The 25,558-nt window shown below is 72.1% G+C and carries 25 protein-coding genes and 1 riboswitch; of the genes, 19 read left to right on the forward strand and 6 right to left on the reverse strand.

Annotation, left to right across the window (positions count from 1 at the left end; translation table 11 throughout):
* Positions 1-149 precede the first annotated feature (149 nt).
* Entirely contained in the window at positions 150-932 is a 783-nt protein-coding gene (gene thyX / locus ACIBK1_RS31535; RefSeq protein ID WP_030506547.1) for an FAD-dependent thymidylate synthase, read from the forward strand.
* 117 nt (positions 933-1,049) lie between these two features.
* Here the strand turns inward: thyX and ACIBK1_RS31540 are convergent, their stop codons facing one another.
* Positions 1,050-2,126 carry a WD40/YVTN/BNR-like repeat-containing protein gene (locus tag ACIBK1_RS31540; protein ID WP_396739348.1) on the reverse strand — a complete coding sequence of 359 codons (1,077 nt, stop codon included), beginning with the start codon at positions 2,124-2,126 and terminating at the stop codon, positions 1,050-1,052.
* A gap of 80 nt (positions 2,127-2,206) precedes the next feature.
* Complete coding sequence (locus ACIBK1_RS31545; RefSeq protein ID WP_396739350.1) at positions 2,207-3,490, reverse strand: globin domain-containing protein; 1,284 nt, start codon at positions 3,488-3,490, stop codon at positions 2,207-2,209.
* A 295-nt stretch (positions 3,491-3,785) separates the two neighbouring features.
* Here ACIBK1_RS31545 and ACIBK1_RS31550 point away from each other — a divergent pair, with 295 nt between their 5' ends.
* The 3 genes from ACIBK1_RS31550 (at position 3,786) to ACIBK1_RS31560 (ending at position 6,318) form a co-directional block, all read left to right on the forward strand.
* Entirely contained in the window at positions 3,786-4,484 is a 699-nt protein-coding gene (locus tag ACIBK1_RS31550; RefSeq protein WP_396739352.1) for a gamma-glutamyl-gamma-aminobutyrate hydrolase family protein, read from the forward strand.
* Between the two features lie 116 nt (positions 4,485-4,600).
* Positions 4,601-5,530, forward strand: a complete 930-nt coding sequence (locus ACIBK1_RS31555; protein ID WP_396739354.1) for an alpha/beta hydrolase — start codon at positions 4,601-4,603, stop codon at positions 5,528-5,530.
* On the forward strand, positions 5,527-6,318 hold the full coding sequence (locus tag ACIBK1_RS31560) for an enoyl-CoA hydratase/isomerase family protein (protein WP_076435862.1): 792 nt from the start codon (positions 5,527-5,529) through the stop codon (positions 6,316-6,318). The genes ACIBK1_RS31555 and ACIBK1_RS31560 overlap by 4 nt, the downstream gene beginning before the upstream one ends.
* A gap of 28 nt (positions 6,319-6,346) precedes the next feature.
* Here ACIBK1_RS31560 and ACIBK1_RS31565 read toward each other — a convergent pair whose 3' ends face one another.
* From ACIBK1_RS31565 to ACIBK1_RS31575, 3 genes are all read right to left on the reverse strand, one after another.
* On the reverse strand, positions 6,347-6,769 hold the full coding sequence (locus tag ACIBK1_RS31565; RefSeq protein WP_030506541.1) for an SRPBCC family protein: 423 nt from the start codon (positions 6,767-6,769) through the stop codon (positions 6,347-6,349).
* Positions 6,770-6,845: 76 nt separating this feature from the next.
* Entirely contained in the window at positions 6,846-8,027 is a 1,182-nt protein-coding gene (locus ACIBK1_RS31570) for an acyl-CoA dehydrogenase family protein (RefSeq protein ID WP_030506540.1), read from the reverse strand.
* Positions 8,028-8,065: 38 nt separating this feature from the next.
* The gene (locus ACIBK1_RS31575) at positions 8,066-8,656 is read right to left on the reverse strand and encodes a class I SAM-dependent methyltransferase (protein ID WP_030506539.1); all 591 of its coding nucleotides are present in this window, start codon (positions 8,654-8,656) and stop codon (positions 8,066-8,068) included.
* 171 nt (positions 8,657-8,827) lie between these two features.
* Here ACIBK1_RS31575 and ACIBK1_RS31580 point away from each other — a divergent pair, with 171 nt between their 5' ends.
* The 13 genes from ACIBK1_RS31580 to ACIBK1_RS31640 all read left to right on the forward strand — a co-directional run bounded on the left by ACIBK1_RS31580 (position 8,828) and on the right by ACIBK1_RS31640 (position 21,808).
* Entirely contained in the window at positions 8,828-10,576 is a 1,749-nt protein-coding gene (locus ACIBK1_RS31580) for an ATP-binding protein (protein WP_396739357.1), read from the forward strand.
* The gene (locus ACIBK1_RS31585; protein WP_396739359.1) at positions 10,573-11,262 is read left to right on the forward strand and encodes a response regulator; all 690 of its coding nucleotides are present in this window, start codon (positions 10,573-10,575) and stop codon (positions 11,260-11,262) included. The genes ACIBK1_RS31580 and ACIBK1_RS31585 overlap by 4 nt, the downstream gene beginning before the upstream one ends.
* Before the next feature lie 177 nt (positions 11,263-11,439).
* A complete protein-coding gene (locus tag ACIBK1_RS31590) occupies positions 11,440-11,592 on the forward strand; it encodes a hypothetical protein (protein ID WP_156080802.1) in 153 nt (50 codons plus the stop codon).
* 75 nt (positions 11,593-11,667) lie between these two features.
* Positions 11,668-12,684, forward strand: a complete 1,017-nt coding sequence (locus ACIBK1_RS31595) for an MvdC/MvdD family ATP grasp protein (protein ID WP_076435872.1) — start codon at positions 11,668-11,670, stop codon at positions 12,682-12,684.
* The gene (locus ACIBK1_RS31600) at positions 12,665-13,636 is read left to right on the forward strand and encodes a TIGR04500 family putative peptide maturation system protein (RefSeq protein ID WP_396739361.1); all 972 of its coding nucleotides are present in this window, start codon (positions 12,665-12,667) and stop codon (positions 13,634-13,636) included. Before ACIBK1_RS31595 ends, ACIBK1_RS31600 begins: the two co-directional genes overlap by 20 nt.
* Positions 13,633-13,809, forward strand: a complete 177-nt coding sequence (locus ACIBK1_RS31605) for a hypothetical protein (RefSeq protein WP_357328226.1) — start codon at positions 13,633-13,635, stop codon at positions 13,807-13,809. The genes ACIBK1_RS31600 and ACIBK1_RS31605 overlap by 4 nt, the downstream gene beginning before the upstream one ends.
* Positions 13,806-15,971 carry a peptidase domain-containing ABC transporter gene (locus tag ACIBK1_RS31610; protein ID WP_396739363.1) on the forward strand — a complete coding sequence of 722 codons (2,166 nt, stop codon included), beginning with the start codon at positions 13,806-13,808 and terminating at the stop codon, positions 15,969-15,971. Before ACIBK1_RS31605 ends, ACIBK1_RS31610 begins: the two co-directional genes overlap by 4 nt.
* 122 nt (positions 15,972-16,093) lie before the next feature.
* Positions 16,094-16,660, forward strand: a complete 567-nt coding sequence (locus ACIBK1_RS31615; protein ID WP_030506533.1) for a CDP-alcohol phosphatidyltransferase family protein — start codon at positions 16,094-16,096, stop codon at positions 16,658-16,660.
* 3 nt (positions 16,661-16,663) lie between these two features.
* The gene (locus ACIBK1_RS31620; protein WP_030506532.1) at positions 16,664-19,168 is read left to right on the forward strand and encodes a mannose-1-phosphate guanyltransferase; all 2,505 of its coding nucleotides are present in this window, start codon (positions 16,664-16,666) and stop codon (positions 19,166-19,168) included.
* A gap of 140 nt (positions 19,169-19,308) precedes the next feature.
* Positions 19,309-19,812, forward strand: a complete 504-nt coding sequence (locus ACIBK1_RS31625) for an FHA domain-containing protein (protein ID WP_030506531.1) — start codon at positions 19,309-19,311, stop codon at positions 19,810-19,812.
* Between the two features lie 19 nt (positions 19,813-19,831).
* Positions 19,832-20,488, forward strand: a complete 657-nt coding sequence (gene ftsR / locus ACIBK1_RS31630) for a transcriptional regulator FtsR (RefSeq protein ID WP_030506530.1) — start codon at positions 19,832-19,834, stop codon at positions 20,486-20,488.
* Positions 20,489-20,564: 76 nt separating this feature from the next.
* Positions 20,565-21,035: a bifunctional nuclease family protein gene (locus tag ACIBK1_RS31635; RefSeq protein WP_139577972.1), complete on the forward strand. Its 471-nt coding sequence runs from the start codon at positions 20,565-20,567 to the stop codon at positions 21,033-21,035.
* Between the two features lie 155 nt (positions 21,036-21,190).
* Complete coding sequence (locus ACIBK1_RS31640) at positions 21,191-21,808, forward strand: MerR family transcriptional regulator (protein ID WP_030506528.1); 618 nt, start codon at positions 21,191-21,193, stop codon at positions 21,806-21,808.
* A gap of 16 nt (positions 21,809-21,824) precedes the next feature.
* On the opposite strand, the gene ACIBK1_RS31645 is transcribed toward ACIBK1_RS31640, so the two are convergent.
* A complete protein-coding gene (locus tag ACIBK1_RS31645) occupies positions 21,825-22,565 on the reverse strand; it encodes a hypothetical protein (RefSeq protein WP_396739365.1) in 741 nt (246 codons plus the stop codon).
* 164 nt (positions 22,566-22,729) lie between these two features.
* On the opposite strand from ACIBK1_RS31645, the gene ACIBK1_RS31650 reads away from it, so the two are divergent.
* Both ACIBK1_RS31650 and ACIBK1_RS31655 read left to right on the forward strand, forming a co-directional pair.
* Positions 22,730-24,703, forward strand: a complete 1,974-nt coding sequence (locus ACIBK1_RS31650; protein ID WP_396739367.1) for a sensor histidine kinase — start codon at positions 22,730-22,732, stop codon at positions 24,701-24,703.
* Entirely contained in the window at positions 24,700-25,395 is a 696-nt protein-coding gene (locus ACIBK1_RS31655) for a response regulator (protein ID WP_197042486.1), read from the forward strand. The genes ACIBK1_RS31650 and ACIBK1_RS31655 overlap by 4 nt, the downstream gene beginning before the upstream one ends.
* Positions 25,396-25,416: 21 nt before the next feature.
* Positions 25,417-25,509, forward strand: a riboswitch (glycine riboswitch).
* The last annotated feature ends 49 nt before the right edge of the window (positions 25,510-25,558 follow it).

Consider the following 25,558-nt stretch of genomic DNA (forward strand, 5'->3'; position numbering starts at 1 on the left):
CGTGACATCGGGGCGACCCCAGGGCCCCGCCAGGACCCCTGCCGGGACCCCGCCGGGGGTCCCGGGGCGGGGGCCGTGTCGCGAGCGTGGTCCCGAGCTGGTTTGCTTGGACGGTCCACCCATCGGCAACCACTTCACGGGGAATGTGAATGCGCAGCGTCGAGCCCGAGGTTTTCCTCGTCGCCAAACCGTCTGTCGACTACGACGAGCTTGCCCGCTATCTGCACGAGATCGGCGGGGAGAGCTGGCTTGAGCGGCTGGAGCGGGGCGAGCTCGACGCCCAGAACCTGGCGGAGTTCGCCGGGCGGCTGTGCTACCGCTCGTTCGAGCCGGGCCTGAACCCCAACGTGACCCGGATCCGCCAGGACCAGGACGCGTACCTGCGCAACATCCTGGCCAGCGCGCACGGCAGCGTGCTGGAGCACCTCAGCTTCAGCTTCGTGCTGCACAACGTCTCGCGGGTGCTCACCCACGAGCTGGTGCGGCACCGGCCCGGGGTGGCGATCTCACAGGAGTCGCTGCGGTTCGTCCGGCTGAACGACATCCCGTTCTGGTTCCCCGAGTGGGCGCGCGAGGACGCCGAGCTGATGAAGCGGGCGACCGAGATGCTCGACCGGATGGAGGAGTTCCAGAACTGGATGGCGGCCCACTTCGGTCTGGACGAGGAGGGTGTGCCGTTCGCGGAGAAGAAGCACCGCACCTCGTTCATGCGGCGCTTCGCGCCGGAGGGTGTCGGCACCGGCCTGGTCTGGACGGCCAACGTGCGCACCCTGCGGCACACGATCGAGGCCAGGACGGCCGGGGGAGCCGAAGAGGAGATCCGCCTCGTTTTCAACCGCATCGGGGAGATCATGCGGGAGGAGGCGCCGGCCCTGTTCGGCGACTACGTCGTCGAGGACGGCGCCTGGGTTCCCGGCTACCGCAAGGTCTGATCCGCCGGAGAGCGCCAGGCCGTGAGCCGGCCGCCCCGCGGCAGGAAGGGCGCCGCGGGGCCACGGCGTCGGATCAGAGGACGGACGGAAGGGCGCCGCCGGGCCGCGGCGGCGCGGTCAGAGGACGGCCGCCCGCACGCACAGCACGTCGGGCAGGTGACGGGCGATCAGCGACCAGGTCTCGCCCGCGTCGGCCGAGCCGTACACCTCGCCGTCCCTGGTGCCGAAGAACACCCCGGCGGGCCCGGCGGACATCGCGTCCCTGAGCACCGAGGAGTGCACCGGGCCCTCGGGCAGCCCGGCGGAGTGTCCCTGCCAGGTTGCCCCGGCGTCGTCGCTGCGGAACACCTGGTAGCGGTGGCCGAGCGGCGTCCGGTCGACGTCGCCGTGGAGCGGGAAGACGTACAGCCTGTCCGGGTCGCCCGGGTCGACCGCGATCGGGAACCCGAAGTCGGAGGGCAGGCCGGATCCGATATCGGTCCAGGAGTCGCCGAAGTCGTCCGACCGGTAGACCCCGAAGTGGTGCTGCAGGTAGAGCCGCTCGGGCGCTGCGGGATGCTGGACGACCTTGTGCACGCACTGGCCGAACTCGGGATACTGCGCGCCCTCCGGGAGGAAGGGCGCTCGGATGTTCTTGTTGGACGGCCGCCAGGTGGCCCCCGCGTCGTCGCTGCGGAAGAACCCCACGGCGGAGGCGGCGACCCCGATGCGCCGCGGGTCGGTGGGGTGGGGGATCACGGTGTGCAGGCACAGGCCGCCGCCGCCCGGCTGCCATTGGGGCCGGGTGGGGTGGTCCCACAGGCCGTCGACCATGGTGTAGGTGGCCCCGCGGTCCTCCGACCGGAACAGCGCTGCGGGCTCGGCGCCCGCCCAGACCACGTCCGGCTCGGACGGCGACGGCTGGAGCTGCCACACCCGGGCCAGCGCGGCCCCGGTGCGCTCGGGGAAGGCGACCGGAGGGGTCGTCGCCTCCTCCCAGGTCTCGCCGAGGTCGTCGGACCACATCACGGACGGGCCGAAGTGGCCGTATTCGATGCCGGCGAGGATGCGGGGTGTGCCGGCGCGGGTGTCGATCGCGACCGAGTGGATCCCGATGGTGGAGAACCGTACCGGCTCGACCTCGAACGAGCCGCCGTCCGAGGAGCGTGCGAGGAACAATCCTTTGCGAGTACCGATGGCGAGCAGTGCGGGCATATGTCCTCCCTGTGCTGATTTCGATTATGTTTTCGATCCGAATCCTGCCAGGAAACCGTCCACCCCGCCCGCCGTTCCCGTCAAGCCTCGCTTCGGATCGCGTCGCCGTGCAGCCTGTCGCCGTGCTCGGTGTCCCTGCGCAGCGTGTCCCTGTGCAGCGTGTCCCCGTGCAGCGTGTCCCCGTGCAGCGTGTCGCTTGTGCCGCTCAGAGTGGTGCCGCTCAGGGTGGTGCCGCTCAGGGTGGTGCCGCTCTCTGTGGTGTCGGTCTGTATCGGGTCGCGGTGGATTCGCGCGAGCGGCACCCCCGAGATCTGCAGGCGCCGTACGGTCTCGTTCACCATCGCCGCCGGCCCGCAGACGTACGCCTCGTGGTCGGCCCAGGAGTGGAACCTCTCGACCACGTCGGGAAGCCGGCCGCGCATCCCGTCGTAGCCAGGGTCGTCGGAGACCGTCGGCACGACCCGCAGCCAGGGGAAGGCGGCCTCCATCCTCGCCAGGTCCGGCATGTCGTACAGGTCGCACGCGCGCCGCACGCCGAACAGCAGGTGGATGTTCGGGCGCTCGCCGGAGGCGATGACGTGCTCGATGACGGCCTTGAGCGGCGCGAGACCGGTGCCGCCGGCGACGCAGAGGAGGTCGCGGTCGGACTCGGGCGGCGTCATCGTGCCCACCGGCGGGCCGAGCAGGAGCTGGTCGCCGATGCGGGTGTGGCGGACCAGCGCCGTGCTCACCCAGCCGCCCGGCACGGCGCGCACGTGCAGGCGGAGCGTGCCGTCCGCGCGGGGCGCGTTGGCGATGGAGAACCGCCGCCAGACCCGTGGCCACCTGGCCGTCTGCACCGTGACGTACTGCCCGGGGACGAAGTCCATGTGCTGCGAGGGCCGCAGCGTGAGCACCGCGATGTCCCGGGTGCGCGGTTCGTGGTCGATCACCTCCGCCAGCCACCAGGGGGGCGTCGTCTCCGCGGCGGCGGCGTCGATCATGATCTTCGCCGCCATGGCGTACGCCTCGGTCCAGGCGGCCTCGATCTCGTCGGTCCAGATGGCGGCGGCGAAGTGCCTGATCGTGGCGAGGAGCGCGCCTCCCACGGCTCTGTAGTGCTCGGGAGACACGCCGTACTTGCGATGGTCCCGCCCGAGCTGGGCGAGATAGGACGCCAGCCCCTCGGGGCTGTCGAGCATCCAGACGACCCTCGTGAGCGCGTTGAACAGGCGGTCGCGCTGCACCTCCATGCCCGGCGGGAACATGCCCCGCAGGTGCGGGCACTGCGTGAAGAGTCGTCCGTAGAAGTATCCCGCGGCCTTCCCGGCGACGGGTTCGACGACCGAGAAGCTCTCCTTGACGAGGCGCGGATTCAGCGGCATCAGTTGTGTCCCACCCTAGGGACCGGAGACGTGCTCCGGTCTGTCGATCCACCTCCCTGACGGCTCCGGGTGACGAGCGCCGGCGGCCCCGGCTCAACCGATCGCTCAACGGGGAGTGTTTCACTCGCTCTCGGGCGTCACAACCGATTCCCCACAAGGCAACCGACTGTGAACACTTCGTTATTTTTCGTGACGCCCTCCCTGTGACTCGTGTGACTGACGAGAAAACTGACAAAAAGGAAAACGATCTGCGCCATGATGGGCCTGCCTGCTCGCACACCCTCAGGAGATGGCCATGGCGCGTCCCATCGTCGGCATCACGACCTACCTGGAGGCCGCGCGCTGGGGTACGTGGGTCCGTGAGGCGGCGGTCTCGCCCCAGGCGTACGCGCGCGCGGTGGAGAAGGCGGGCGGCGCGCCCGTCCTGCTGCCGCCGCTGAGTCCCTTCTCCGCCGGCGACTACGTGCGCCGCCTGGACGCGGTCATCCTCGCCGGGGGCGTGGAGGTCGATCCGGCGCTGTACGGCGAGGTCCCGGCGGGGGAGCCGGACGACGACGGGCTCGGCGGGCCGCAGCCGCAGCGCGACCGGTTCGAGACCGCGCTGGCGCAGGCGGCGGTGGAGGCGGACGTGCCGCTGCTGGCGATCTCGCGCGGCATGCACGTGCTCAACGTCGCCCAGGGCGGCACGCTGATCACCTCGCTGCCGAAGGCCGTCGGCCACGACCGCCACGAGACGGCCGCGCACGTGGTCACCGTGAGCGTGTCGAGCAAGGTCGGCAAGGCCGTGGGCGACCGCGCGGAGGTGACCGGCGCGCACCACCGGGCCGTCCGGCGGCTCGGCACCGGCCTGATCGCGGTGGCGTGGGCGGACGACCAGATCGTCGAGGCCGTCGAGTTGCAGGGGCACCGGTTCGCGGTCGGCGTGCAGTGGCACCCCGAACGCGGCGCGGACAACCGCCTGGTCGAGGCCCTGGTGGACGCCGCCCGCCCCTGACCCGTACGGACCCGGTCCCGGGCCGGCGGAGGCGGCGAAGGCGGCGCGGGCGGCCGGGAGAGCGCGCCGCGGCCGCTTCCGCGGTGGTGTCGGCGGGCGCTGTTACTGTGCGGGGCATGGCGTTGCATCCCCAGGCGGAGGCCTATCTCAAGCTGTTCCCCTCGGATCTCGGCATGGACCTCGCCTCCCTCACCCGCGAGCAGATCGCCAAGATGCGATCCCTGGACGGGATGGAGGAGCAGCGCGGGCCGAGAGTCGATCTGCCGGTGGTCAGGGACGAGACGGCGGCCGGGGTGCCGGTCCGGATCTACCGCCCGGAGCCGGGCGAGCATCCGCTGCCGGCGCTGGTCTACTACCACGGCGGCGGCTGGGTCTTCGGCAGCGTCGAGCGCAACGACGCCCTGGGCCGCGACCTCGCCCACAGGACCGGAGCGGTCGTCGTCTCCGTGGACTACCGCCTCGCGCCCGAGCACCCGTTCCCCGCGGCCGCCGAGGACGCCTTCGGCGTGCTCCGCGACGTGCACGCCCGCCCGGCGTTCTACGGCGCCGACGCCCGCAGGGTGGCGGTCGTCGGCGACAGCGCCGGGGGCAACCTCGCGGCGGTGGCGGCCTGGCTGGCCAGGGACGCCGGGCTCCGCCTCGCCCACCAGGCGCTGATCTGCCCGGTCGTCGACGTCGCCGCCGACACGCCCAGCTATCGGACGTACGGCAAGGGGTTCGGGCTCGACGCGGCGGAGATGCGGTGGTTCATCGAGCAGTACGCCGCTGGCGCCGACCCTCGCGACCCCCGTCTCGCGCCGATCCACCTGCCGGACAAGTCGGGCCTGGCGCCCGCGACGGTGATCACGGCGGAGTGCGACCCGCTGTGCGACGAGGGCGCGGCCTACGCGCGGGCGCTGGCCGAGGCGGGCGTCGCCGTGGAGCATCGTTGTTTCGAGGGCGCGCTGCACGGTTTCCTCGGCCTGCCCGGGTTCTTCGACCAGGCGCTGGAGGGCCGCGACTTCCTGGCCGCCAGGATCAGGCGAGCACTGGGAGCGGCGTCGTGAGGGAGTACGAGAAGCTGAAGGTCGGCTGGGCGGGCGACGGGGTCCTGCGCGTCGTGATCAGCGAGCCGTCCCGGCGCAACGCCGTGGACCGCACCGGTCACCGCGAGCTGGCCGAGATCTGGCGCGACGTGGACCGCGACGACGACGTCAGGGCGGTGATCGTGCGCGGGGAGGGTGAGGCGTTCTCGGCGGGCGGCGACCTGGCGATGATCGAGGAGATGATGCGCGACCACGCCACGCGCCTGAAGGTCTTCGCCGAGGCCCGCGACATTGTCTACAACGTGCTCAACTGCTCCAAACCGGTCGTCTCGGCGATCCAGGGCCCGGCGGTGGGGGCGGGGCTGGCCGTCGCGCTGCTGGCCGACATCTCGGTGGCCGGGCGCACGGCCCGCATCATCGACGGCCACACGCGGCTGGGCGTCGCGGCGGGCGACCACGCGGCGATCATCTGGCCGCTCCTGTGCGGGATGGCGAAAGCCAAGTATCACCTGTTGCTGTGCGAGCCGGTCACCGGCGAGCAGGCGGAGGCGATGGGGCTGGTGAGCCTGTGCGTCGACGACGACCAGGTCCACGACAGGGCGCTGGAGATCGCGACGCGGCTGGCGGCCGGTTCGGCCGAGGCGATCCGGCTGACCAAGTACGCGCTGAACAACTGGCTGCGCATGGCCGGGCCGTCGTTCGACGCCTCGCTGGCCATGGAGTTCCTCGGCTTCACCGGCCCCGACGCCGCCGAGGGCGTGCTGGCCCTGCGGGAGAAGCGCCCGCCCCGCTTCCGGCCGGAGCCGTGAGCCGCGACTCAGATCCGTCGGACGCGACTCAGCCGAACCGCTTGCGCAGCGACTCGAGGCCGGGGACGAAGACGCCCCGCGTGAGGATCTTGGCGATCTTCTCCGGGTCGTCGGCCGCGAAGCTCGCGTACCACTCCACGAACGTCTGTCCGGAGTCCGTCACCGGCGCGGCCCGGCAGGTGGCGTGGTAGTCGCGCATGGGCAGCGGGGACTCGATGATGGCGTAGGTCAGCGTGCGCTCCTCGTCGTCGAGGGTGAGCAGCCGCTCGCGAAACACCCCGCCCGCTCCGTCGACCCGCCGTACGACCCCCGGGGCGAGCGGTGCGCCGTCCTCGATCTCACAGGTGGACACGCCCGGCAGCCACTCGTGGAGGTTGCCGAAATCGCGCAGGAACGCCCAGACGTCCCCGGCGTCCGCGCTGATCACCGTGCTGGCGTACGGACCGCGCATGTGTGACTCCTTCCGCTGCCCCAAGTAAGTGCCCCGCGGCGGCGGCGCGCAAGCGGCCGGGAGCGATCGTGCACGGTCAGAAGCTCCTGGGCAGGCCGAGCACCTGGGTGGCCAGGTAGTTGAGCAGCAGTTCCTCGGTCACCGGCGCGATCCGGCCGATCCTGGCGTCGGCCAGCAGCCGTGCGACGGGGTATTCCAGCGAGTACGCCATGCCCCCGTGGGTCTGGAACGCGGCGTCGGCGGCCTCCCACGCGGCCTGCGAGGCCGTCAGCTTGGCGATGTTGGCCTCCGTGCCGCACGGCAGGCGGTTGTCGAACGACCAGGCCGCCTTGTACAGCATCAGCCTGGCCAGCTCGATCTTGGCCTTGACCTGGGCCAGCGGGAACGCGATGGCCTGGTTGGCCCCGATGGGCCGGCCGAAGACCTCCCGCTGCTTCGCGTAGTCCACGCCCACCCGCAGCGCCACCTCGGCCCCGCCGAGGGCGCTGGACGCGAGCAGGATCCGCTCGGGGTTCAGCACGTCCCACAGCACGGCCGCCCCCCGGTCCACCTCGCCGAGCACGCTGGAGGCGGGCAGCCGCAGGTCGTCGATGAAGACCATGTTGGACGGCGTGGTGTTCGCGCCCATCTTGGGGATCGGCCGATAGGACAGCCGCCCCGCCGCGACGGCCTCCGGCACGTTCACCAGGAACACCGTCAGCCCGTCGCTGCGCGGCCTGGCCTGCGCCGCCGGGATCGTCCGGGTGACGAGCAGCATCCAGGAGGCCCGCTGGACCCCCGTGATCCAGATCTTCTGGCCGTTGACGACGAAGTCGTCGCCCTCCCTGCGGGCGAAGGTCGAGATCGCCAGCGAGTTGGACCCGGCGTCGGGCTCGGTCAGCGCGAAGCAGGTCTCGATCTCTCCCGTCGCCAGCTTCGGCAGCAGCGCGGCCTTCTGCTCGGCCGAGCCGTGCCTGGCCAGCGTGAGCGCCCCGAACCCCGGCGTCAGCACGTACATGAACGCGGAACCGCCGGCGGAGCCCGAGGCCGACAGGGTCTCGGTGGCGACGGCCAGCTCCAGCAGGCCCTGGCCGGCTCCGCCGTACTCCTCGGGCACGGCCAGGCCGAGCCAGCCGCCCTTGGCGAGCTCGGCCCACACCTCTTCCGGCCAGCGCTTCTCGGCCTCGCAACGCTGCCAGTAGTCCATGTCGTACCGCGAGCAGATGTCCGCGATGCCCCGGCGCACCGCCTGCGCGCTCTCCGGCAGCGTGAAGTCCATGACCGCCACTCTAGAACGTCATTCGGCGAGCTGCGAGATCATCGCCGGGGGCGGCGCGCGTGGTAGACGAAGGCGGGCGGCAGGTTCCGCCACACCGTGCGCCCGGCCACGACCTCCTCGAACGCCTCGCCCATCCTGCGGCGGAACCGCAGGGCCGCGGGCAGGGCGCGGGCGTGGACGTAGGAGAACGTCGTGAACGCGCCCCCCGGCGCGAGCGAGGCGACCACGGCCCGCAGCAGGTCCGCCTGGTGGGCGGGGGGAAACGCCGCCCAGGGCAGCCCGCTCACGATCACGTCGGCGGCGGCCACGCCGCGGGCGGCGAGCAGCTCGGGCAGCCGAGCGGCGTTGTCGATGACGAGCTCCACCCCGGGGTAGCGGGCGCCGAGGTGACCGGCCAGGCGCGAATTGATCTCGACCGCCAGGTGCCGCCCCCGCCCGCCGATGCGGCGCTGGATCTCGGCGGTGAAGGGGCCGGTGCCCGGCCCCAGCTCGACCACGACGGGGTCGCCGCGCTCCGGCACCGGCACGCACACCGCCTCGGACAACCGTCGCGAGCTGGGCGCGACCGCCCCGGTCACGGCGGGGGAGCGCAGGAACTGCCCGAAGAAGACCGCTGTTTCGTTCGCCATGCTGCGACGCTAGGGCCCGCGACCGCCCCGGCCGCCCGCCGTCCGGACCGACTTGGCGGCCGGGTGGATCACCGCGTACGGCCCATCGGCGGGCGGGAGCGGCCAGAAGGAGGAGACGCCTCCTCCCACCGGAGGACGGGCTCCCGCGCAAGCGGACGGTAACGTTCCCTCATGCGGTGGCCCTCGACGCGCCGGCTCGTCGCTCAGCGTCCCCTCACGGTCCGGCCCCTGACCGACCTGCCTCTCACTGACCGTCCCCTCACCGACCGTCCCTTCGCGCTCTCGCGCGGCACGGCCCTCGACATCGGCCTGGCGGTGGGCGGGACCGGGCTCGACGTGCTCGTCAGCGCCGGCTCCTGGGGTTTCTCAGGCGACGAGGGCGGCTCGGCCCCGCCGTGGGTGGGGATGGGCTTCGCCCTGCTGGCCGGACTGCCGATGGGCCTGCTGCGCCGGTGGCCGGGGCCGGTGACCGTCTACCTGTCCGTGCTGCTGGTGATCTGCGACCAGCTCGGCGCGTTCACCGTCAACACCCTGCAGGTCCTGCTGCCGATCTCGGTGGGCGTGCTGGCCCGGTCGCGCGGCTGGCGCTGGACGGCGCCCGCGGCCGTGCTCGCCTCCGTCGCGACCGCCGTGAACCTCGCCGACCCCGGCATCGCGCTGACCAGCAACACCTGGTTCTACTCCGTCGGGCTGATCGCGGCCCCCGTGCTGATCGGCCGCTACCTGCGCGGTCAGGAGGGGCGCCGCAAGGAGGACCCCGCGCCGCTGCTCGACCTGCTGCTCGCGGGCGGCGGGGTGGCGCTGTCGGTGCTGACCACCTGGCCCTACTGGCACGGCGGCGAGCCGCCCGTGTGGGCGGTCGCGCTCGGGGTGATGTTCGCGGGACTCGCGCTGGGCGTCGTGCGGCACCTGCCCGGCGCGGTCCTGCTGCTGGAGAGCGTCGCGCTGGTCGTGGCCGACCAGTACGTGCCGAGGACCGGCAGCAGCCTCCAACTGCTCGCCCTGGTGGCCCTCGGCGTGTTCGCGACCCGCGCCACCTGGCCGTGGGTCGCCGCGGCCTACGCCCTGACCTGCTCGGTCGCCGCGATCGTGGTCGTGGACGACCCCGCCGACGTCACCCCGTTCCGGGCGGTGGCGCTGATGACGATGATCACCGCGCCCGTGGCGATCGGCCGGTACGTCGGCGTGCGGCAGGCCCAGGCCAGGCACGCCGCCGAACTGGCCGCGGAGCGCGACAGAGCCGGCCGGCTCGCCGAGCGGGAGCGGATCGCCCGCGAGGTCCACGACATCGTCGCCCACCACGTGGGGGCGATGGTGCTGCGCGCGAGCGCCGCGCAGTACGCGGGGGCCGGCGGCCCGGCCGCCGAGGCGCTGGCCGACATCAGGGACACCGGCCATCGCGTGCTGGAGGACCTGCGCGGCCTGCTGGCCGTGCTGCGCGACCCGGACGAGGCGCTGGGGTCCGATCTCAAGCTCGCGAACATGCTGGCCGACCCCGGTGACGTGCTGCGCGACGCCGTGTCCCGGATGTCGGCGGCCGGTCTGCGGGTGGATCTGCGTCTCGCGCCCGAGGCGGAACGGGCCCCGCTGGTGGTGCGGGCCTCGGCGGCGAGGATCGTCCAGGAGGGGCTGACGAACGTGCTCAAGCACGCCGGGCCGGGAGCCCGGGCGGAGGTCGACGTGGCGATGCGCCCGGACGCGCTCACGGTGGAGGTGCGCAACGGCCCCGGCACGTCCCGCGCCCCGGACGTGCTGCCGTCCCACGGCCACGGCATCGCGGGCATGCGGGAGCGGGCCCGCGCCTTCGGCGGGCACGTCACCGCGGGCCCGGCCGAGGGCGGCGGCTGGCGGCTGACCGCCTCGCTGCCGGTGCCACGGGAGAACCGGCCGGAGTGCCGCGTGTCCGGGAGGTTCGCGTGATCCGCGTCGTGGTCGCCGACGACCAGGCCCTGGTGCGGGCGGGCGTGCGGATGATGCTGGAGGCGGCCGGCGACATGGAGGTGTGCGGCGAGGCGGCCGACGGGGCCGAGGCCGTACGGCTGGCCGAGCGGCACCGCCCCGACGTGGTGCTGATGGACCTGCGGATGCCGCGCGTCGACGGCCTGGAGGCCACCCGCAGGATCCTCGCCGCCCAGCCGTCCGCCCGGATCGTCGTGCTCACCACGTTCTCCGAGGACGAGAACCTCTACGCCGCGCTGGGCGCGGGCGCGCTCGGGTTCCTGGTGAAGGACGACCCGCCCGCCCGGATGGTCGAGTCCGTACGGCGGGCCGCGACGGGGGAGCCCCCGCTCGCGCCGTCGGTGCTGCGGCGTGTCGTCGAACGGGCCCTGGCGGCCGAGCGGCAGGCGATGCCGCTCCCGCCGGGCCTCACCGAGCGCGAGGCGCAGGTGCTCGCCCTGGTCGGGGTCGGCCTGTCCAACGCCGAGATCGCCGATCGCCTGCACGTGGGGGTCACGACCGTCAAGAGTCACGTCGCCGCGCTCATCGACAAGCTGGGGCTGCGCAACCGCACCCAGGCGGCGGTGATGGCCCACCGGTTCGGCTTGGTCGACACCGGGTTCAACCCCGTGGCTTCTGCCCCGAGCGACCGGAAGAGCGGCACGTAGGGTCTGGGGCGACGTCGTCGCGGGCTGAGCGCCCCTGACCTTAAGCAGCCGTTCAGCCGATCCCTAGATCGTCCGAAGTGGACACCAAGAGGGCCCTCCTAGCGTCTGTGTCCGGCGCCCGACCGGGTGCCTGCACATCAGGAACCGCGCCGTCCCCGGACGGCGGGAGGGATCACAATGCCCAAGATCAGAATCGACGATATCGCGGCGGCCGGGCCGGAGCTCGACGAGGGAGACCTCCGTCTCGTCAACGGCGGCCAGAGGTTCGACTGGTCGAGCCACGTCATCAGCCCGGACGGCAGCATCGACGCCCAGGACCCCGACTTCTGAGCGACCGCTTCCGAGTGACAACGCGGGGCGCCCTCCCGGCGCCCCGTCAGGAAGCCAGACCAGGAAGAGCGAGAGATGTCCGGCGAGATACTCATCCTCACGATCGACGGTGACTCCCATGCGGAGCACGTGGCCCGTCTGCTGGCCGCGCGGGGGGCGAAAGCGGTCGTCTTCGACCCGGCCGGCTATCCGGTCCGCGCGGTGCTCGACGCGGCCTACCACCGCGACGGGCGGGTGCGGCGGCGGCTGCGCACGGAGACGGCGGACGTCGACCTCGACCGTCTGACGGCGGTGTGGTTCCGCCGTCCCCAGGCCCCCGTCGCGCATCCCGAGATCGCCGACCCGGTGGCACGGGCCCACATCGAGCAGGAGTGCGCGGTGTTCGCCGGGGACCTGTGGGAGCAGCTCGACTGCCGCATGGTCCCCGCGCCCAGGGAACGCGTGAGACTGGCCCAGCGCAAGTCGTCACAGCTGGCCCTGGCCGGTCGTCTCGGATTCGAGCTGCCGGACACGCTGATCACCAACGACCCCGACGAGTTCCTGGACTTCTACAACCGGCACCAGGGGCGCATCATCACCAAGCCCCTGGGCGTCCCCACGAGCCTGCGCGCCGACGGGGATGGGGTGGCCCGGATGTCGGAACCGGTGTCCACCCGGGACGCAGCGTACGCGGACGCGATCAGGTTCGGCCCGGTCGTCATCCAGGAGTACGTGCCCAAGCGGGTCGAACTGCGGGTGACCGTCGTGGGGCGGGCCGTCTTCGCGGCGGAGATCCACTCACAGGAGAGCAACCACACGAGGCTCGACTGGCGCCGCTACGACCCGGGCAGCACCCGCCACGAGGTGCACGCGCTGCCGCCGGAGGTGGCCGAACGCTGCGTGCGGATCGTGCGGCGGCTCGGCCTGCGCTACGGGGCGATCGATCTCATCCTGACCCCCGACGGGCGTTACGTCTTCCTCGAAGTCAACCCCAGCGGCCAGTGGCTCTGGATCGAGAAGGCCACGGGCCTGCCGATCGGCGCGGCGTTGTGTGATCTGTTGATGTACGGCACGGTCGGAGAGGAGACCGCGCATGGTGCCGGACGCCCTTGAAACCCTCCGCGGCCTGGACGGGGTCGACCCGTCCGAGGCACAGGAGCGCCTGCGGGAGTTGCGGGAGCGCCATCCCGGCGTGCGCTTCCGGCTGCTGTGGCAGCGGGAGGACTACGACGACTCGCTCCACTACGACCTTCTGATCAAAACGCCGGGGGAGGGGACAGTGTCGCTGTCCTGGTGCCCCGACCGCGCCCTGCCCTGGCCCCTGCGGGGCGTGCAGCGGGCGGCCGAGATGCTGCTGCTGCGGATCGACGGCGTCGGGGTCACAGTGGTCGACGCGATCGCCTGGCTCGACTTCCTGTGGGACGAGACCCGGCTGGTGGACCGGATCGTCGCCGCCGCCCTCGTCCAGGCCGAGATGGCGGAGGCGCCGGTCGAGCTCTCCGACCACGAGATCCAGGAGGCGGTGGACGCGTTCCGGCGCGCCCGGGGACTGCTCACGGCGGAACGGACGCGCGAGTGGATGGACCGCCGCTCCCTCACCGTGCTGGACCTCCAGGAGCTGGTCGCGGGGGAGGTGGCCGCCGCCCGCGTCCGCGAGCGGGTGACGGCCGGCCGGATCGAGCCGTACTTCGAGGAGCACCGGGAGGAGTTCGGCACCGCCCGGGTCGCCCGCCTCACCTTCCCCGACTCCGAGACGGCCCGGCGGGCGGCGGCCGAGATCGACGCCGGAGCCGGCTTCCTCACGCTGGCGGAGCGGACGCGCGGCGCCCGGCTGGTCGTCGAGGACGTGCCCGCGGCCGAGGTGGGCACCGCCCGCCCGGGCGACGTCGTCTCGCCCGCCCCGGGCGTCCTGCTCAAGGTGATCTCCGTGGCCGACGCCGAGCTCGACGCGGACACGCGCCGCCGCGTCGAACGGCAGGTCTTCGACCTGTGGATCGACGAACGCCGCCGGGCCGCGAAGATCGAGTGGTTCTGGGGAACCACGGCGCGGACCGGCACGCTGTGAACAGGCAGATCTTCCGCGCCGAGGCGCTGCGCCGTCATGCCGCCCCACAGTCCGCCCCGGCCGCTGCCAAGGAAGTCGGAAACCGCACGCTCGTCCTGCTCTGGTGCGCGGTCGCGGTGCTCACCTCGGGGCTGGCCGTTCTCACCGCTGCGGTCCTGAGGGGTGGCGGGTGAAACGGGTCCCGGTCTTTCTGCAGAACTCGGCGACCGAGTGCGGCGCGGCCTGCCTGGCCGTGATCCTGTCCTTCCACGGCCACCGCACCACCGTGCAGGAGGTCACCGACCACCTCCAGGTGGGCAGGGACGGCCTGAGCGCGCTGGCCATCGTCCGCGCCGCGCGGGAGTTCGGCCTGAACGCCAGGGCGTTCTCGCTGGAGCCGGCCGACCTCGGGCGGGTGCCCATGCCCGCGATCGTCCACTGGGAGTTCCAGCACTTCGTCGTGGTGGAGCGGTGGACGCCCGATCACGTGGACGTCGTGGACCCCGGCCAGGGACGCAGGCGGCTCACGCCCGCCGAGTTCGACGCCGGCTTCACCGGCGTGCTACTGGCGTTCGAGCCGGAGCCGGGGTTCCGCCGCGTGCGGTCCGGCGCCGCGCGGGCGTGGCGGCGCGACTTCCTGCGCACCCTGGTGTTCCGCAGGAAGGGCCTGCTCGCCCAGGTGCTCGCGGCCTCAGTGCTGCTCCAGGTGCTCGGCCTGGGGCTCGCGACGGCGTTCCAGATCGTCGTCGACCGGGTCCTCCCGCGCGGGGACTCCGGGCTTCTCGCGCTCCTCGGCGTGGCCGTGCTGGTCGCCGTGGTCACCCAGTTCACGGTGGGCTACCTGCGTTCGGTGCTGCTCGTCGCGCTCCGCTCGCGCACCGACGGCGAGGTGACGCGGAACCTGGTGTCGCACCTTGTCGCACTGCCGTACCGGTACTTCGCGGTACGCGGCAAGGGCGACCTGGCGAACCGATCGAACAGCGTCATCGCCCTGCGCGAGACGCTGACCGGGCAGATTCTCTCGTCGTTGCTCGACGGGCCGCTCGCCCTGGTCTACCTGCTGCTCGTCTTCGCCCGTGACCCGGTTTTCGGCGGCTTCCTCGCGCTGCTCGCCGCGGGTCAGGCCGCCCTCCTGCTCGGCACCGCCCGCCGGGTGGGCGATCTGACCAGGCGCGAGCTGGCCGCTCTCGCCGTCACGCAGGGCCGGCTGATGGAGGCCGTCGGCGGTATCGAGACGCTCAAGGCGTCCGGGGCCGAGCCGCGGGCGATGCAGCGCTGGTCGGATCTGTTCGCCCAGCAACTCGACGCCGACCTGCGGGGAGGGCTCGTCCGGGGGCTGATCGAGGCGGTGCTCGGGGCGGTGCGCTATCTCGCGCCGCTGGGGCTGCTGTGGGTGGGCGCGTGGCGGGTGCTCGACGGGTCGCTGAGCCTCGGGACGCTGCTCGCGCTGAACGCCCTGGCCACCGCCGCGCTCACCCCGATCGGCTCGCTGATGACCAGCCTGCGCGGCCTTCAGCAGGCCGGGGCGCACTTCGACCGGCTGTCGGACATCCTCGCCTCCGAGCCCGAGCCGTCCACGGGGATCGAGGTGCTGCGGCTGCGCGGCGGCATCGAGCTGCGCGGGGTGGGTTTCCGCCACGACCCGCGCGGCCCGTGGACGCTGCGCGACGTCTCACTGGTCGTACGGCCCGGGCAGAAGGTCGCGCTGGTCGGTCCCTCGGGGTCGGGCAAGAGCACGCTCGCCCGCCTCCTGCTCGCCCTCTACCAGCCGACGGATGGGGAGATCCGGTACGACGGCGTTCCCGCGACGGAGCTCAACCCGCGATCGCTGCGCCGCCAGTTCGGCGTGGTCACCCAGGAGCCGTCGCTGTTCACCGGGACGATCCGGGAGAACGTCGCGCTCAACTTCCCCGAGGCCGGCATGGACCGGATCGCCGAGGCGGCCCGGCTCGCGGGCCTGCACGACGAGATCATGGCGATGCCGATGGGCTACGAGACGATCCTTGTCGAGGGCGGCGGCCTGTCGGGTGGACAGCGCCAGCGCCTCGCCCTGGCGCGCGCGCTGCTGCCCCGACCCAAGGTGCTGCTGCTCGACGAGGCGACCAGCAACCTGGACAGCGCGACCGAGGCCGACATCGAGGCGCGGCTGTCCCGCCTGACGCAGACCCGCATCGTGATCGCGCACCGGCTGAGCACGGTGCGGGACGCCGACCTGATCCTGGTCGTCGAGGGGGGCACGGTGGTGGAGCGGGGCACCCACGAGGAGCTGCTGGCCCTGGGCGGCCGCTACACCCGGCTCGTCGCCGCGCAGACGGCACCACGCGCAGGTGAACGGGTGACGAACACATTGTCCTGATGCCGCCATCGGCGAAGCCGGGCTGCGCGACCGCACCTAATCGGCGGTGTGGTTCCACACCGGGTCCGACCCCGTGGCTCCTGCCCGGAACGACCGGGAGAGCGGCATGTAGGGTCTGGGGCGTGAACGCTGCCGAGGACCGGATCTGGACGGTGCCCAACCTGCTGAGCGCCCTGCGGCTGCTCGGCGTCCCCGTCTTCCTCTGGCTCGTGCTGGGTCCCCACGCCGACGGGTGGGCCATCGCGCTGCTGGCGCTCGCCGGCTTCAGCGACTGGCTCGACGGAAAGCTCGCCCGCGCCTGGAACCAGATCAGCAGGCTGGGCCGGCTCATCGACCCGCTCGCCGACCGGCTCTACATCCTCGCCACCCTGATCGGCCTGGTGCTGCGGGGTGCCGTCCCCTGGTGGCTGGCGCTCGCGGTGCCGCTGCGCGACGTGCTGCTGCTGTGGATGCCGCCCCTGCTGCGGCGGCACGGGTACGGCCCGGCGCTGCCCGTCCACTTCCTCGGCAAGGCCGGCACCGCCGCCCTGATGTACGCGTTCCCGCTGCTGTTCCTCGCGTCCCACGAAGGGTGGTACGCCGAGATTGCCGCGATCTTCGGATGGGCCTTCGCCATCTGGGGAACTGGTCTGTATTGGTGGGCGGGGGTGTTGTATGTCGTACAGGTGCGCCAGCTAACGAAGGGGTGACCCGTGAAGGCCGTCGTCATGGCGGGCGGGGAGGGGACACGGCTGCGGCCGATGACCGCGAACCAGCCCAAGCCCCTGCTCCCCATCATCAACCGGCCGATCATGGAACACGTGCTCCGGCTGCTCAAGCGGCACGGGTTCACCGAGACCGTGGTGACCGTGCAGTTCCTGGCCGCGCTGATCCGCAACTACTTCGGCGACGGCGACGAGCTGGGCATGACCCTCCACTACGCCACCGAGGAGGTCCCCCTCGGGACGGCCGGCAGCGTGAAGAACGCCGCCGACAAGCTCCGCGACGACCGCTTCCTGGTCATCTCCGGCGACGCGCTCACCGACATCGACCTGACCGACATGCTCCGCTTCCACCGCGAGAACCGGGCGCTGGTCACCATCGGGCTCAAGCGCGTGCCCAACCCGCTGGAGTTCGGGATCATCATCGTGGACGACAGCGGCCGCATCCAGCGCTTCCTGGAGAAGCCCACCTGGGGCCAGGTGTTCTCCGACACGGTCAACACCGGCATCTACATCATGGAGCCGTCGGTCCTCGACGAGATCGCCCCCGGCCAGTCGGTCGACTGGTCGTCCGACATCTTCCCCAAGATGCTCGAACGCGGCTGCCGGCTGTTCGGCTACGTGGCCGAGGGCTACTGGGAGGACGTCGGCACGCACGAGAGCTACCTCAAGGCGCAGGCGGACGTGCTGGAGGGCAAGGTCAAGGTCGACTTCGACGCGTTCGAGCTGGCGCCGGGCGTGTGGGCCGCCGAGGGCGCCTCGGTGGACCCCGAGGCCGTGCTCAAGGGCCCCCTCTACATCGGCGACTACGCGAAGGTCGAGGCCGGCGCCGAGCTGCGGGAATACACCGTGCTCGGCAGCAACGCCGTCGTCAAGGAGGGCGCCTTCCTGCACCGCGCCGTGGTCAGCGACAACGTGTACGTCGGCCCGGCCGCCCACCTGCGCGGCTGCGTGATCGGCAAGAACACCGACGTGATGACCGGCGCCAGGATCGAGGAGAACGCCGTCGTCGGCGACGAGTGCGTCATCGAGTCCGAGGCGTACGTCTCCTCAGGGGTGAAGATCTACCCGTTCAAGACGATCGAGGCGGGCACGGTCGTCAACACGAGCGTCATCTGGGAGTCGCGCGGCCAGCGCAGCCTGTTCGGCCCCCGCGGGGTCTCCGGGCTGGTCAACGTCGAGATCACCCCGGAGCTGTGCGTACGGCTGGCCAGCGCGTACGCCACGACGCTGCGCAAGGGCGACACGGTCGTCACCTCCCGCGACGCCTCGCGCGCGGCGCGGGCGCTCAAGCGGGCGGTGATCAGCGCGCTGAACTCCAGCGCGATCAACGTGGTCGACCTGGAGGCAGCCGCCCTGCCGGTCGCCAGGTTCAACACCTCGCGGGAGAACGTCCGGGGCGGCATCGCCGTGCGCACCACGGCGGGCGACCCCCAGAGCGTCGACATCGTGTTCATGGACGAGACGGGAGCCGACCTGTCCCAGGCGGCCCAGCGCAAGCTGGAGCGGGTCTTCTCCCGCCAGGAGTACCGGCGCGCCTTCCCCGGCGAGATCGCCGAGCTGACCTTCCCCGCCCGCGCCGTCGACACGTACGCCCGGGAGCTGCTGGCCTGCATCGACATGTCGGGGGTGAAGGACGCCGAGATGAAGGTCGTGGTCGACTGCGCGGGCGGCACCTCCTCGCTCGTGCTGCCGAGCCTGCTGGGCCGGGCCGGGGTCGACGTGCTGACCGTGAACAACCGCCTCGACGACGCCTCGCCGACCGAGACGCTCGCCGAGCGCCGCCGCGACCTGCAGCGCCTGGCGGAGCTGGTGGCATCGGCGCGTGCCGCCTTCGGCGTACGGTTCGACCCGGTGGGGGAGCGGGTCTCGCTCGTGGACGAGATGGGCCAGCTGATCAGCGAGGAGCGGGCGCTGCTCGTGGTGCTCGATCTGGTGGCGGCCGAGCGCCGGGGCGGCCGGGTGGCCCTGCCGGTCACCACGACCCGGGTGGCGGAGATGGTGTGCCGCTTCCACGGCGTGCAGGTCGACTGGACGGCCACGAGCCTCGACACGCTGACCCGGGCGGCCAGGCACCCCGACACGATCTTCGCGGGCGACGGGAAGGGCGGCTTCATCGTCCCGGAGTTCGCGCCCACGGTGGACGGCCTGGCGGTGTTCCTGCGCCTGCTCGGCCTGGTCGCGCGCACCCGGCTGTCGCTCAGCCAGATCGACGCCCGCATCCCGGAGGCCAAGCTGCTCAAGCGGACCGTTCCCACGCCCTGGGCGCACAAGGGGGCGGTGATGCGCTCGGTCGTCGAGGCCGCGGAGGGCCACCGCCTGGACACCACCGACGGTGTGCGCGTCGTGGAGGACGACGGGAGCTGGGCCCTCGTCCTGCCCGACCCCGCCGAGGCCGTAACGCATCTGTGGGCCGAGGGCCACGACATGGACACCGCCCAGGCCCTCCTGGAACGCTGGGCCCACGTCGTCGAACAAGCAGCCGGAGCTAGATGACATTGAACGTCCGCTGGCTGTAGCGTTGGTCAGTCCACGCCCAGCCGCGGTCTTGACCTTTGTGCCTGATCAGCGTAAGTTGCGGCATTCGCAGTTTGACCTAGTCCTTGAGCAAGTCGTGAGAGAGGCCGAGCCGTTCGATGCCCAGCGTCTACTGCACGCAGTGCGGTCATGCCAACCCCGAGGATGCCCGTTTCTGTTCACGATGCGGTTCGCCGCTGAGCGCTCCGGCGCCCGTCGCAGCCGACACGACCTCGACGATCTCACTTGAGGCGCTCGAGGCGGAGACGGGCCAGACGCTTCTGCCGGACAGGGCCTCGGTCGAGCAGTTGCCGCCGGGCACGGCTCTTCTGGTGGTCATGCGTGGCCCGAACGCGGGGAGCCGATTTCTGCTCGACAGCGACCTCACTACGGCGGGTCGCCACCCGGAAAGCGACATTTTCCTGGACGATGTGACGGTGTCCAGGAGGCACGTGGAGTTCTACCGGCGCGGCGGCCAGTTCACCGTGCGTGACGTGGGCAGCCTCAACGGCACCTACGTCAACCGGGAGCGCATCGAGGAGTCCCCCTTGCAGGGCGGCGACGAGGTGCAGATCGGCAAGTTCCGGCTGGTGTTCCTCACACGTGGTCCCGGAGGGCTGTGATCGGTGAGGAGGAGGAGTCATGAGCGCGCAGGCCGTACGGGCGTTCATGAGCATCGGGGAAGTGCTCGCCCTGCTGCAGAGCGAGTTCCCGGACGTGACCGTCTCCAAGATCCGGTTTCTGGAGGGTGAGGGGCTGATCGAGCCCCAGCGGAGCCCGTCGGGGTACCGCAAGTTCACCTTCAACGACGTCGAGCGCCTGCGGTACATCCTGCGTGCGCAGCGTGACCAGTACCTGCCGCTCCGCGTGATCAAGGATCAGCTGGACGAGCAGGCGGCCCGCCCGCACTCCGTGTCCGGCGGCGCTCCGCCCGTGCGTCTCAGCCGGGAGGAGCTCATCGAGGCCGCGGGCATCGACGAGGAGACCCTGGCCGAGATGGAGAGCTTCGGCCTGGTCGCTCCCGTGGCGCGCCGCTACGACGGGGAGGCGCTGGAGATCGCGCGCAGCGTGGGGGCGCTGGCGCGGTTCGGCCTGCAGGCGCGGCACCTGAGGGCGGTCCGCGCCGCGGTGGAGCGAGAGGCCGGCCTCATCGAGCAGGCGGTGGCCCCGCTGCTGCGGCGTAAGGCGCCGGGGGCGATCGCGGAGGCGGACGAGACGGCTCGGGAGATCTCCGGACTTCTCCAGGAACTGCACAGTGCGTTACTGCGTGGGAGTGTTCGCGGCGTTCTGGGACGGTGACCGGCACATCCGCACCTCCGTGGGTGTTACGTTGAATGCCTGGTGATATGCCGCGACGCTTGAGACGGAGCCGCCCGTGTTGCAGATGGAGGTCGTGGGGGTTCGCGTTGAGATGCCCACCAACCAGCCGATCGTTCTCCTGAAGGAGACGAGCGGCGATCGGTATCTGCCGATCTGGATAGGCATGACCGAGGCGACCGCTATCGCGTTGGCGCAGGCGGAGGAGCCGCCGCCCCGGCCGCTGACCCACGACTTGTTCCGTGACGTTCTTGAGGCCTTGGGGGTGCGGTTGCGCACCGTCAACATCGTCGCGCTCCGCGATGGAATCTTCTTCGCCGACTTGGTCTTCTCCAACGGTGTGGAGGTCAGCGCCCGTCCTTCGGACTCGATCGCGCTGGCGTTGCGTACGGGTGCGACGATCTACGCGAGTGAGGACGTGATCCAGGAGGCGGGCGTGAGCATGCCCGACGACCAGGAAGACGAAGTGGAAAAGTTTCGCGAGTTCCTGGACAAAATCACACCGGAAGACTTCGGCCGGGCGGGCTGACGTGCCGGACGATTTCGGGAGATTACGCTTCACGACGCGCCGGACGGGGTCGTTGACTGACGATGGCCCCGGTCCTACGGTGCAAGGGAAACCACGGTTGTAATTCACGAACCCCCAGATCAGACCGTGGGATGAGAGAAAGCCGGAGGTCCGCAGTGGCGGTCAGCAGCGGCGAGGGTAAGTCGGCCGGCCAGCACGACCCGGTTCGGCAGGCGGCGCGCGAGCGCGCCGGCGAACAGGGCCTGCTGTTCGACGAGCAGCCGACGGCGCTGCCCCAGGGCATCGGATACCGCGGCCCCACGGCGTGCGCGGCGGCCGGGATCACCTACCGGCAGCTCGACTACTGGGCCCGGACCGAACTGGTGCTCCCGACGATAAGGGCCGCCCAGGGATCCGGGTCTCAGCGACTGTACAGCTTCCGCGACATCCTCGTCCTGAAGGTCGTCAAACGTCTTCTGGACACGGGCGTCTCCCTCCAGCAGATACGCACCGCCGTACGGCACCTGCGCGACCGCGGCGTCAACGACCTGGCCCAGATCACCTTGATGAGTGACGGCGTGAGCGTCTACGAGTGCACGAGCGCCGACGAGGTGATCGACCTGTTGCAGGGCGGTCAGGGCGTGTTCGGCATCGCGCTCGGCAGGGTCTGGCGGGAGGTCGAGGGATCGCTGGCCGAGCTTCCGGGCGAGCGGGCGGAGGCCGCTCCGGATGCGGAGGGGGACCATCCGGCGGACGAGCTGGCCCGCCGGAGAAAGGCCCGCAGGACCGGCTGAGCGGATGCCCCGGCGATCACAGGTTTGACGGTCGGGCGCGCGTGCCGGGCCTGACCGGGGGCAGGTCGAACTCGTCGTCACGCATGCGCAGCAGGGCGACGGACGCGCCGGCGAAGCCCACGGCCGCGACCAGCAGGCCGATGCCCGACGCGGTGTGGCCGGGCATGAACGGATGGGTGAAGCCGCCGGCCGCGAGCAGGACCCCCATCCAGGCCGGCGCCGCGCCGCTGCGCCACAGCGCCAGGCCGAGCAGCAGCAGGCCGACGACGATGCCCACGATGAACAGCAGGCTCGCCACCAGCTGTACGGGGTCGTCCTCGAGCGCGTTCTGAATCCTCGCCATGGTCGCCACGTCGAAGTGCCTCGTCACCGTCAGGTACGCGAGGTCGTCGCCGCCACGGATCAGGGGGAAGCCGGCCAGGTCGCCGAGCAGCGCGAGGAGGGCACCCGCCGTGGTGAGCCTGGGAGCGCCGCGACGGGCCACCCACGCCACGGCGAAGGTGGCCGGGATCAGCCCGACCAGGAACGGCAGGGCGAACCATCGGAGCACGCCCGCGGCCTGCTCGTGGGCCGCGTACGCCGCGACCGTGGCCTCGAACGACTCGCCGCCGTCCACGGGGCTGAACAGATAGTTGAGGCCCATGCCGAGCATGGGGAGCGGGGCGACGACGGCGAGCAGCACCCGCCAGAAGCCGCGCACGTCCCGCGGCGGTTTCCGCGGGGTGGCGGCGGTGCGGGCGTCGGTGTCCGGCTGCATGATGATCCTCCGAGAATCCGGGAGTTGTCCGATCGAGTCCGAGGATGGGCGCGGACGGCTCCCTTCGTCGTGGGGGCGTGGTCCCGATTCCGGTCCCGTGCACCCCGTGATCCGGGAGCACGCTCCTATGGCCGATGGGAGCGCCGGGATCCGATGATGAGCGCATGGCAGTCAGGCGGGCCGGCCCGGTCGCGGTGCTCATCCTCACGGCCGTCGTGGTGGTGGCGGCGTGGGTGTCGTGGTTCCTCGGCGGGCTCACCTTCGCCGACGCGGCCGACGACTCCTACCTGCTGACCAACAGCGCGCAGGCGCTGACCTTCACCACGTTCGGCGCGCTGGTGCTCGCCCATCGCCCCGGGCACCGCATCGGGCTGCTGTTCGTGGCGTACGGCGCCTGCTACACGCTGAGCGTGGCCTGCCTCGGGCTGCTCACCGACGCGGTCGGGCTGCCGGAGGGGTGGGCGCGGGCGGTCGAGCTGTTCGGCATCACCGTGTGGATCCCGGCGCCGGCCGTCTGCCTTCCGCTGATCGTGCAGTTGTTCCCCGACGGCAGGCCGCTGTCGCGGCGCTGGCGGCCGCTGGCCGTCGCGACCCTCGTCGTCCTGCCGTTCACGCCCATCCTGACCCTGCCCGTGGCGGCCGGGCCGGCGGGGGACGGGCCGGCCACGGAGGAGCCGATGCTGCCCGTCATCGTGGGCGAGGTCGCCCAGCGGCTGATTCCGGTGTTCGCCGCCGTCGCCGCGCTGGTGCTGCTGGCCTCCCTCGGCGCGCTCGTCCTGCGCGTCCGCCGGTCCCGCGGGGTGCCGCGGCAGCAGCTGATGTGGCTGCTGTGGGCCGCGGGACTGTTCGCCGCGCTCAACGCGCAGCGGATCGTGACGACCGACGGGCCGGTGTTGTTCCTGCTGACCCTGCCGCTGATCCCGGCCGCGGCCACGGTGGCGATCCTGCGCCACGGGTTGTACGACATCGAGCTGATCGTCAACCGCTCGCTGGTGTACGGGGTGCTCACGCTCGGCGTCGTGCTGGCCTACCTGGGCATCGTCGCGGGGCTGTCCGCGCTGGCGCGGGACCGGCTGTCGGCCGCCCCGCTGATCGCGACCGCGGTTGTCGCTCTCGCCTTCGCGCCCGCCCGTTCGGCCGTGCAGTCCTTGGTGGACCGGGTCATGTACGGCCAGCGCCGCGATCCTGTGGCGGCCGCCGCCCGGGTCGGCCTGCGGCTCGGCGCCGGCCTGGACGGGGTGTTGCGAGCCGTGTGCGAGGCGCTGCGGCTGCCGTACGCTGCAGTCGCCTCCGACGGGCGGCTGGTCGCGACGTACGGCCGGTCACCGCGGCGGCGGCACACGGTGTCGCTGGAGGTGGCCGACGGGCCGCCCGCAGACCTGCTCGTCGGGCTGAGGGCGGGGGAGAGCCGGCTGTCCGGCGCCGACCGGCGCGCCCTGGAACTGCTGGCCGCCCCGGTCGGCCTGGCCCTGCAGGCGGTGCGCCTGTCCGAGCAACTGGGCGAGTCCCGCACGCGCATCGTGGCCGCGCGGGAGGAGGAACGCCGGCGGCTGCGCCGCGATCTGCACGACGGCCTCGGCACCGTGCTCACCGCGGTGACCCTCAAGGCCGACGCGGCCCACAACCTGCGTCACACTGATCCCGAGCGGAGCGCACGGCTCCTGCTCGACCTGCGCGCCGACCTGACCGCCGCGATCGCCGATATCCGCCGGCTCGTCTACAACCTGCGGCCGCCCGCCCTCGACGAGCTCGGACTGCTGGGCGCGCTCCGCCAGCGCGCCCACGACTCGTGGCGGCGCGAGCACGCCGGGTACGTGGTCACGATCGACGCCCCGGACGACCTGCCGCCGCTGCCCGCCGGGGTGGAGGTGGCCGCCTATCGCATCGCCACCGAGGCGGTCACCAACGCGCTGCGCCACGGCGGGGCGACGGCGTGCCGGGTCTCCCTGCGCGCCGACCACGCCGCCCTGCATGTGGAGGTGAGCGACGACGGCTCCGGGGGCGCCGGAGCGTGGCCGCACGGCGTCGGTCTGCGCTCCATGCACGAGCGGGCCGGCGAACTGGGCGGTACGCTCACCGCCGGCCCCACCGACCGCGGCGGCCGCGTCCACGCCCGCCTTCCACTGGAGCAGACATGAGCGCCGGGGAACCGATCAGGATCGTCGTCGTCGACGATCACCCGCTGATGCGGGAAGGCCTGCGTGCCCTGGTGACGTCGCTGCCGGACATCGAGGTGGTGGGCGAGGCCGGCGACGGCGACGCCGCCCGTCGTGAGGTGCAGCTCACGCGCCCCGACGTCGTGGTCATGGACCTGCACATGCCGGGCGTCAACGGGGTGGAGGCCACCAGGGCCATCGCGCGCGCGGTGCCCGCCACCCGGGTGCTCGTGCTCACGATGTTCGAGGACGACGAGTCGGTGTTCGCCGCGATGCGTGCCGGAGCCTTCGGATACCTGGTCAAGGGCGCGAAGCAGGAGGAGATCGTCCGGGCGGTCCGCTCTGTCGCGGCCGGACACGCCGTCTTCGGCCCGAGCGTGGCCCGCCGGATCATCGACTTCTTCGCCGCCGGGGCCTCTCGCGCGCCGGCCCCGGAGCCCTTTCCCGAGCTCACCGCCCGCGAACGGGAGGTCCTCGACCTCATCGCGGCCGGCCGGTCCAACGCGGCGATCGCCCGGCATCTGGCCATCAGCGGCAAGACCGTCAGCAACCACATCACCGCCATCTTCGCCAAGCTGGCGGTCGCCGACCGGGCCGAGGCCATCGTCCGCGCCCGCCGGGCCGGTCTCGGCGCCGATCTCGAGCAGGGTGCGAGTCGGGCCGATCCGGGGTAGCCGGTAGAGTGGAACGGCCGACGACCTCGTGCGGGAGAGACCCCTGATCTTCAAGGGGCGCCGAAGGAGCAAACCTCCCCGGAATCTCTCAGGCATCCGTACCGCACGGACGAGGCGACTCTGAAAAGCAGGCCCGCCGGCCAGGCGGTGCCTCACCGAAGGG

Source organism: Microbispora rosea (genome assembly GCF_044460045.1).
Lineage (GTDB): Bacteria > Actinomycetota > Actinomycetes > Streptosporangiales > Streptosporangiaceae > Microbispora > Microbispora rosea.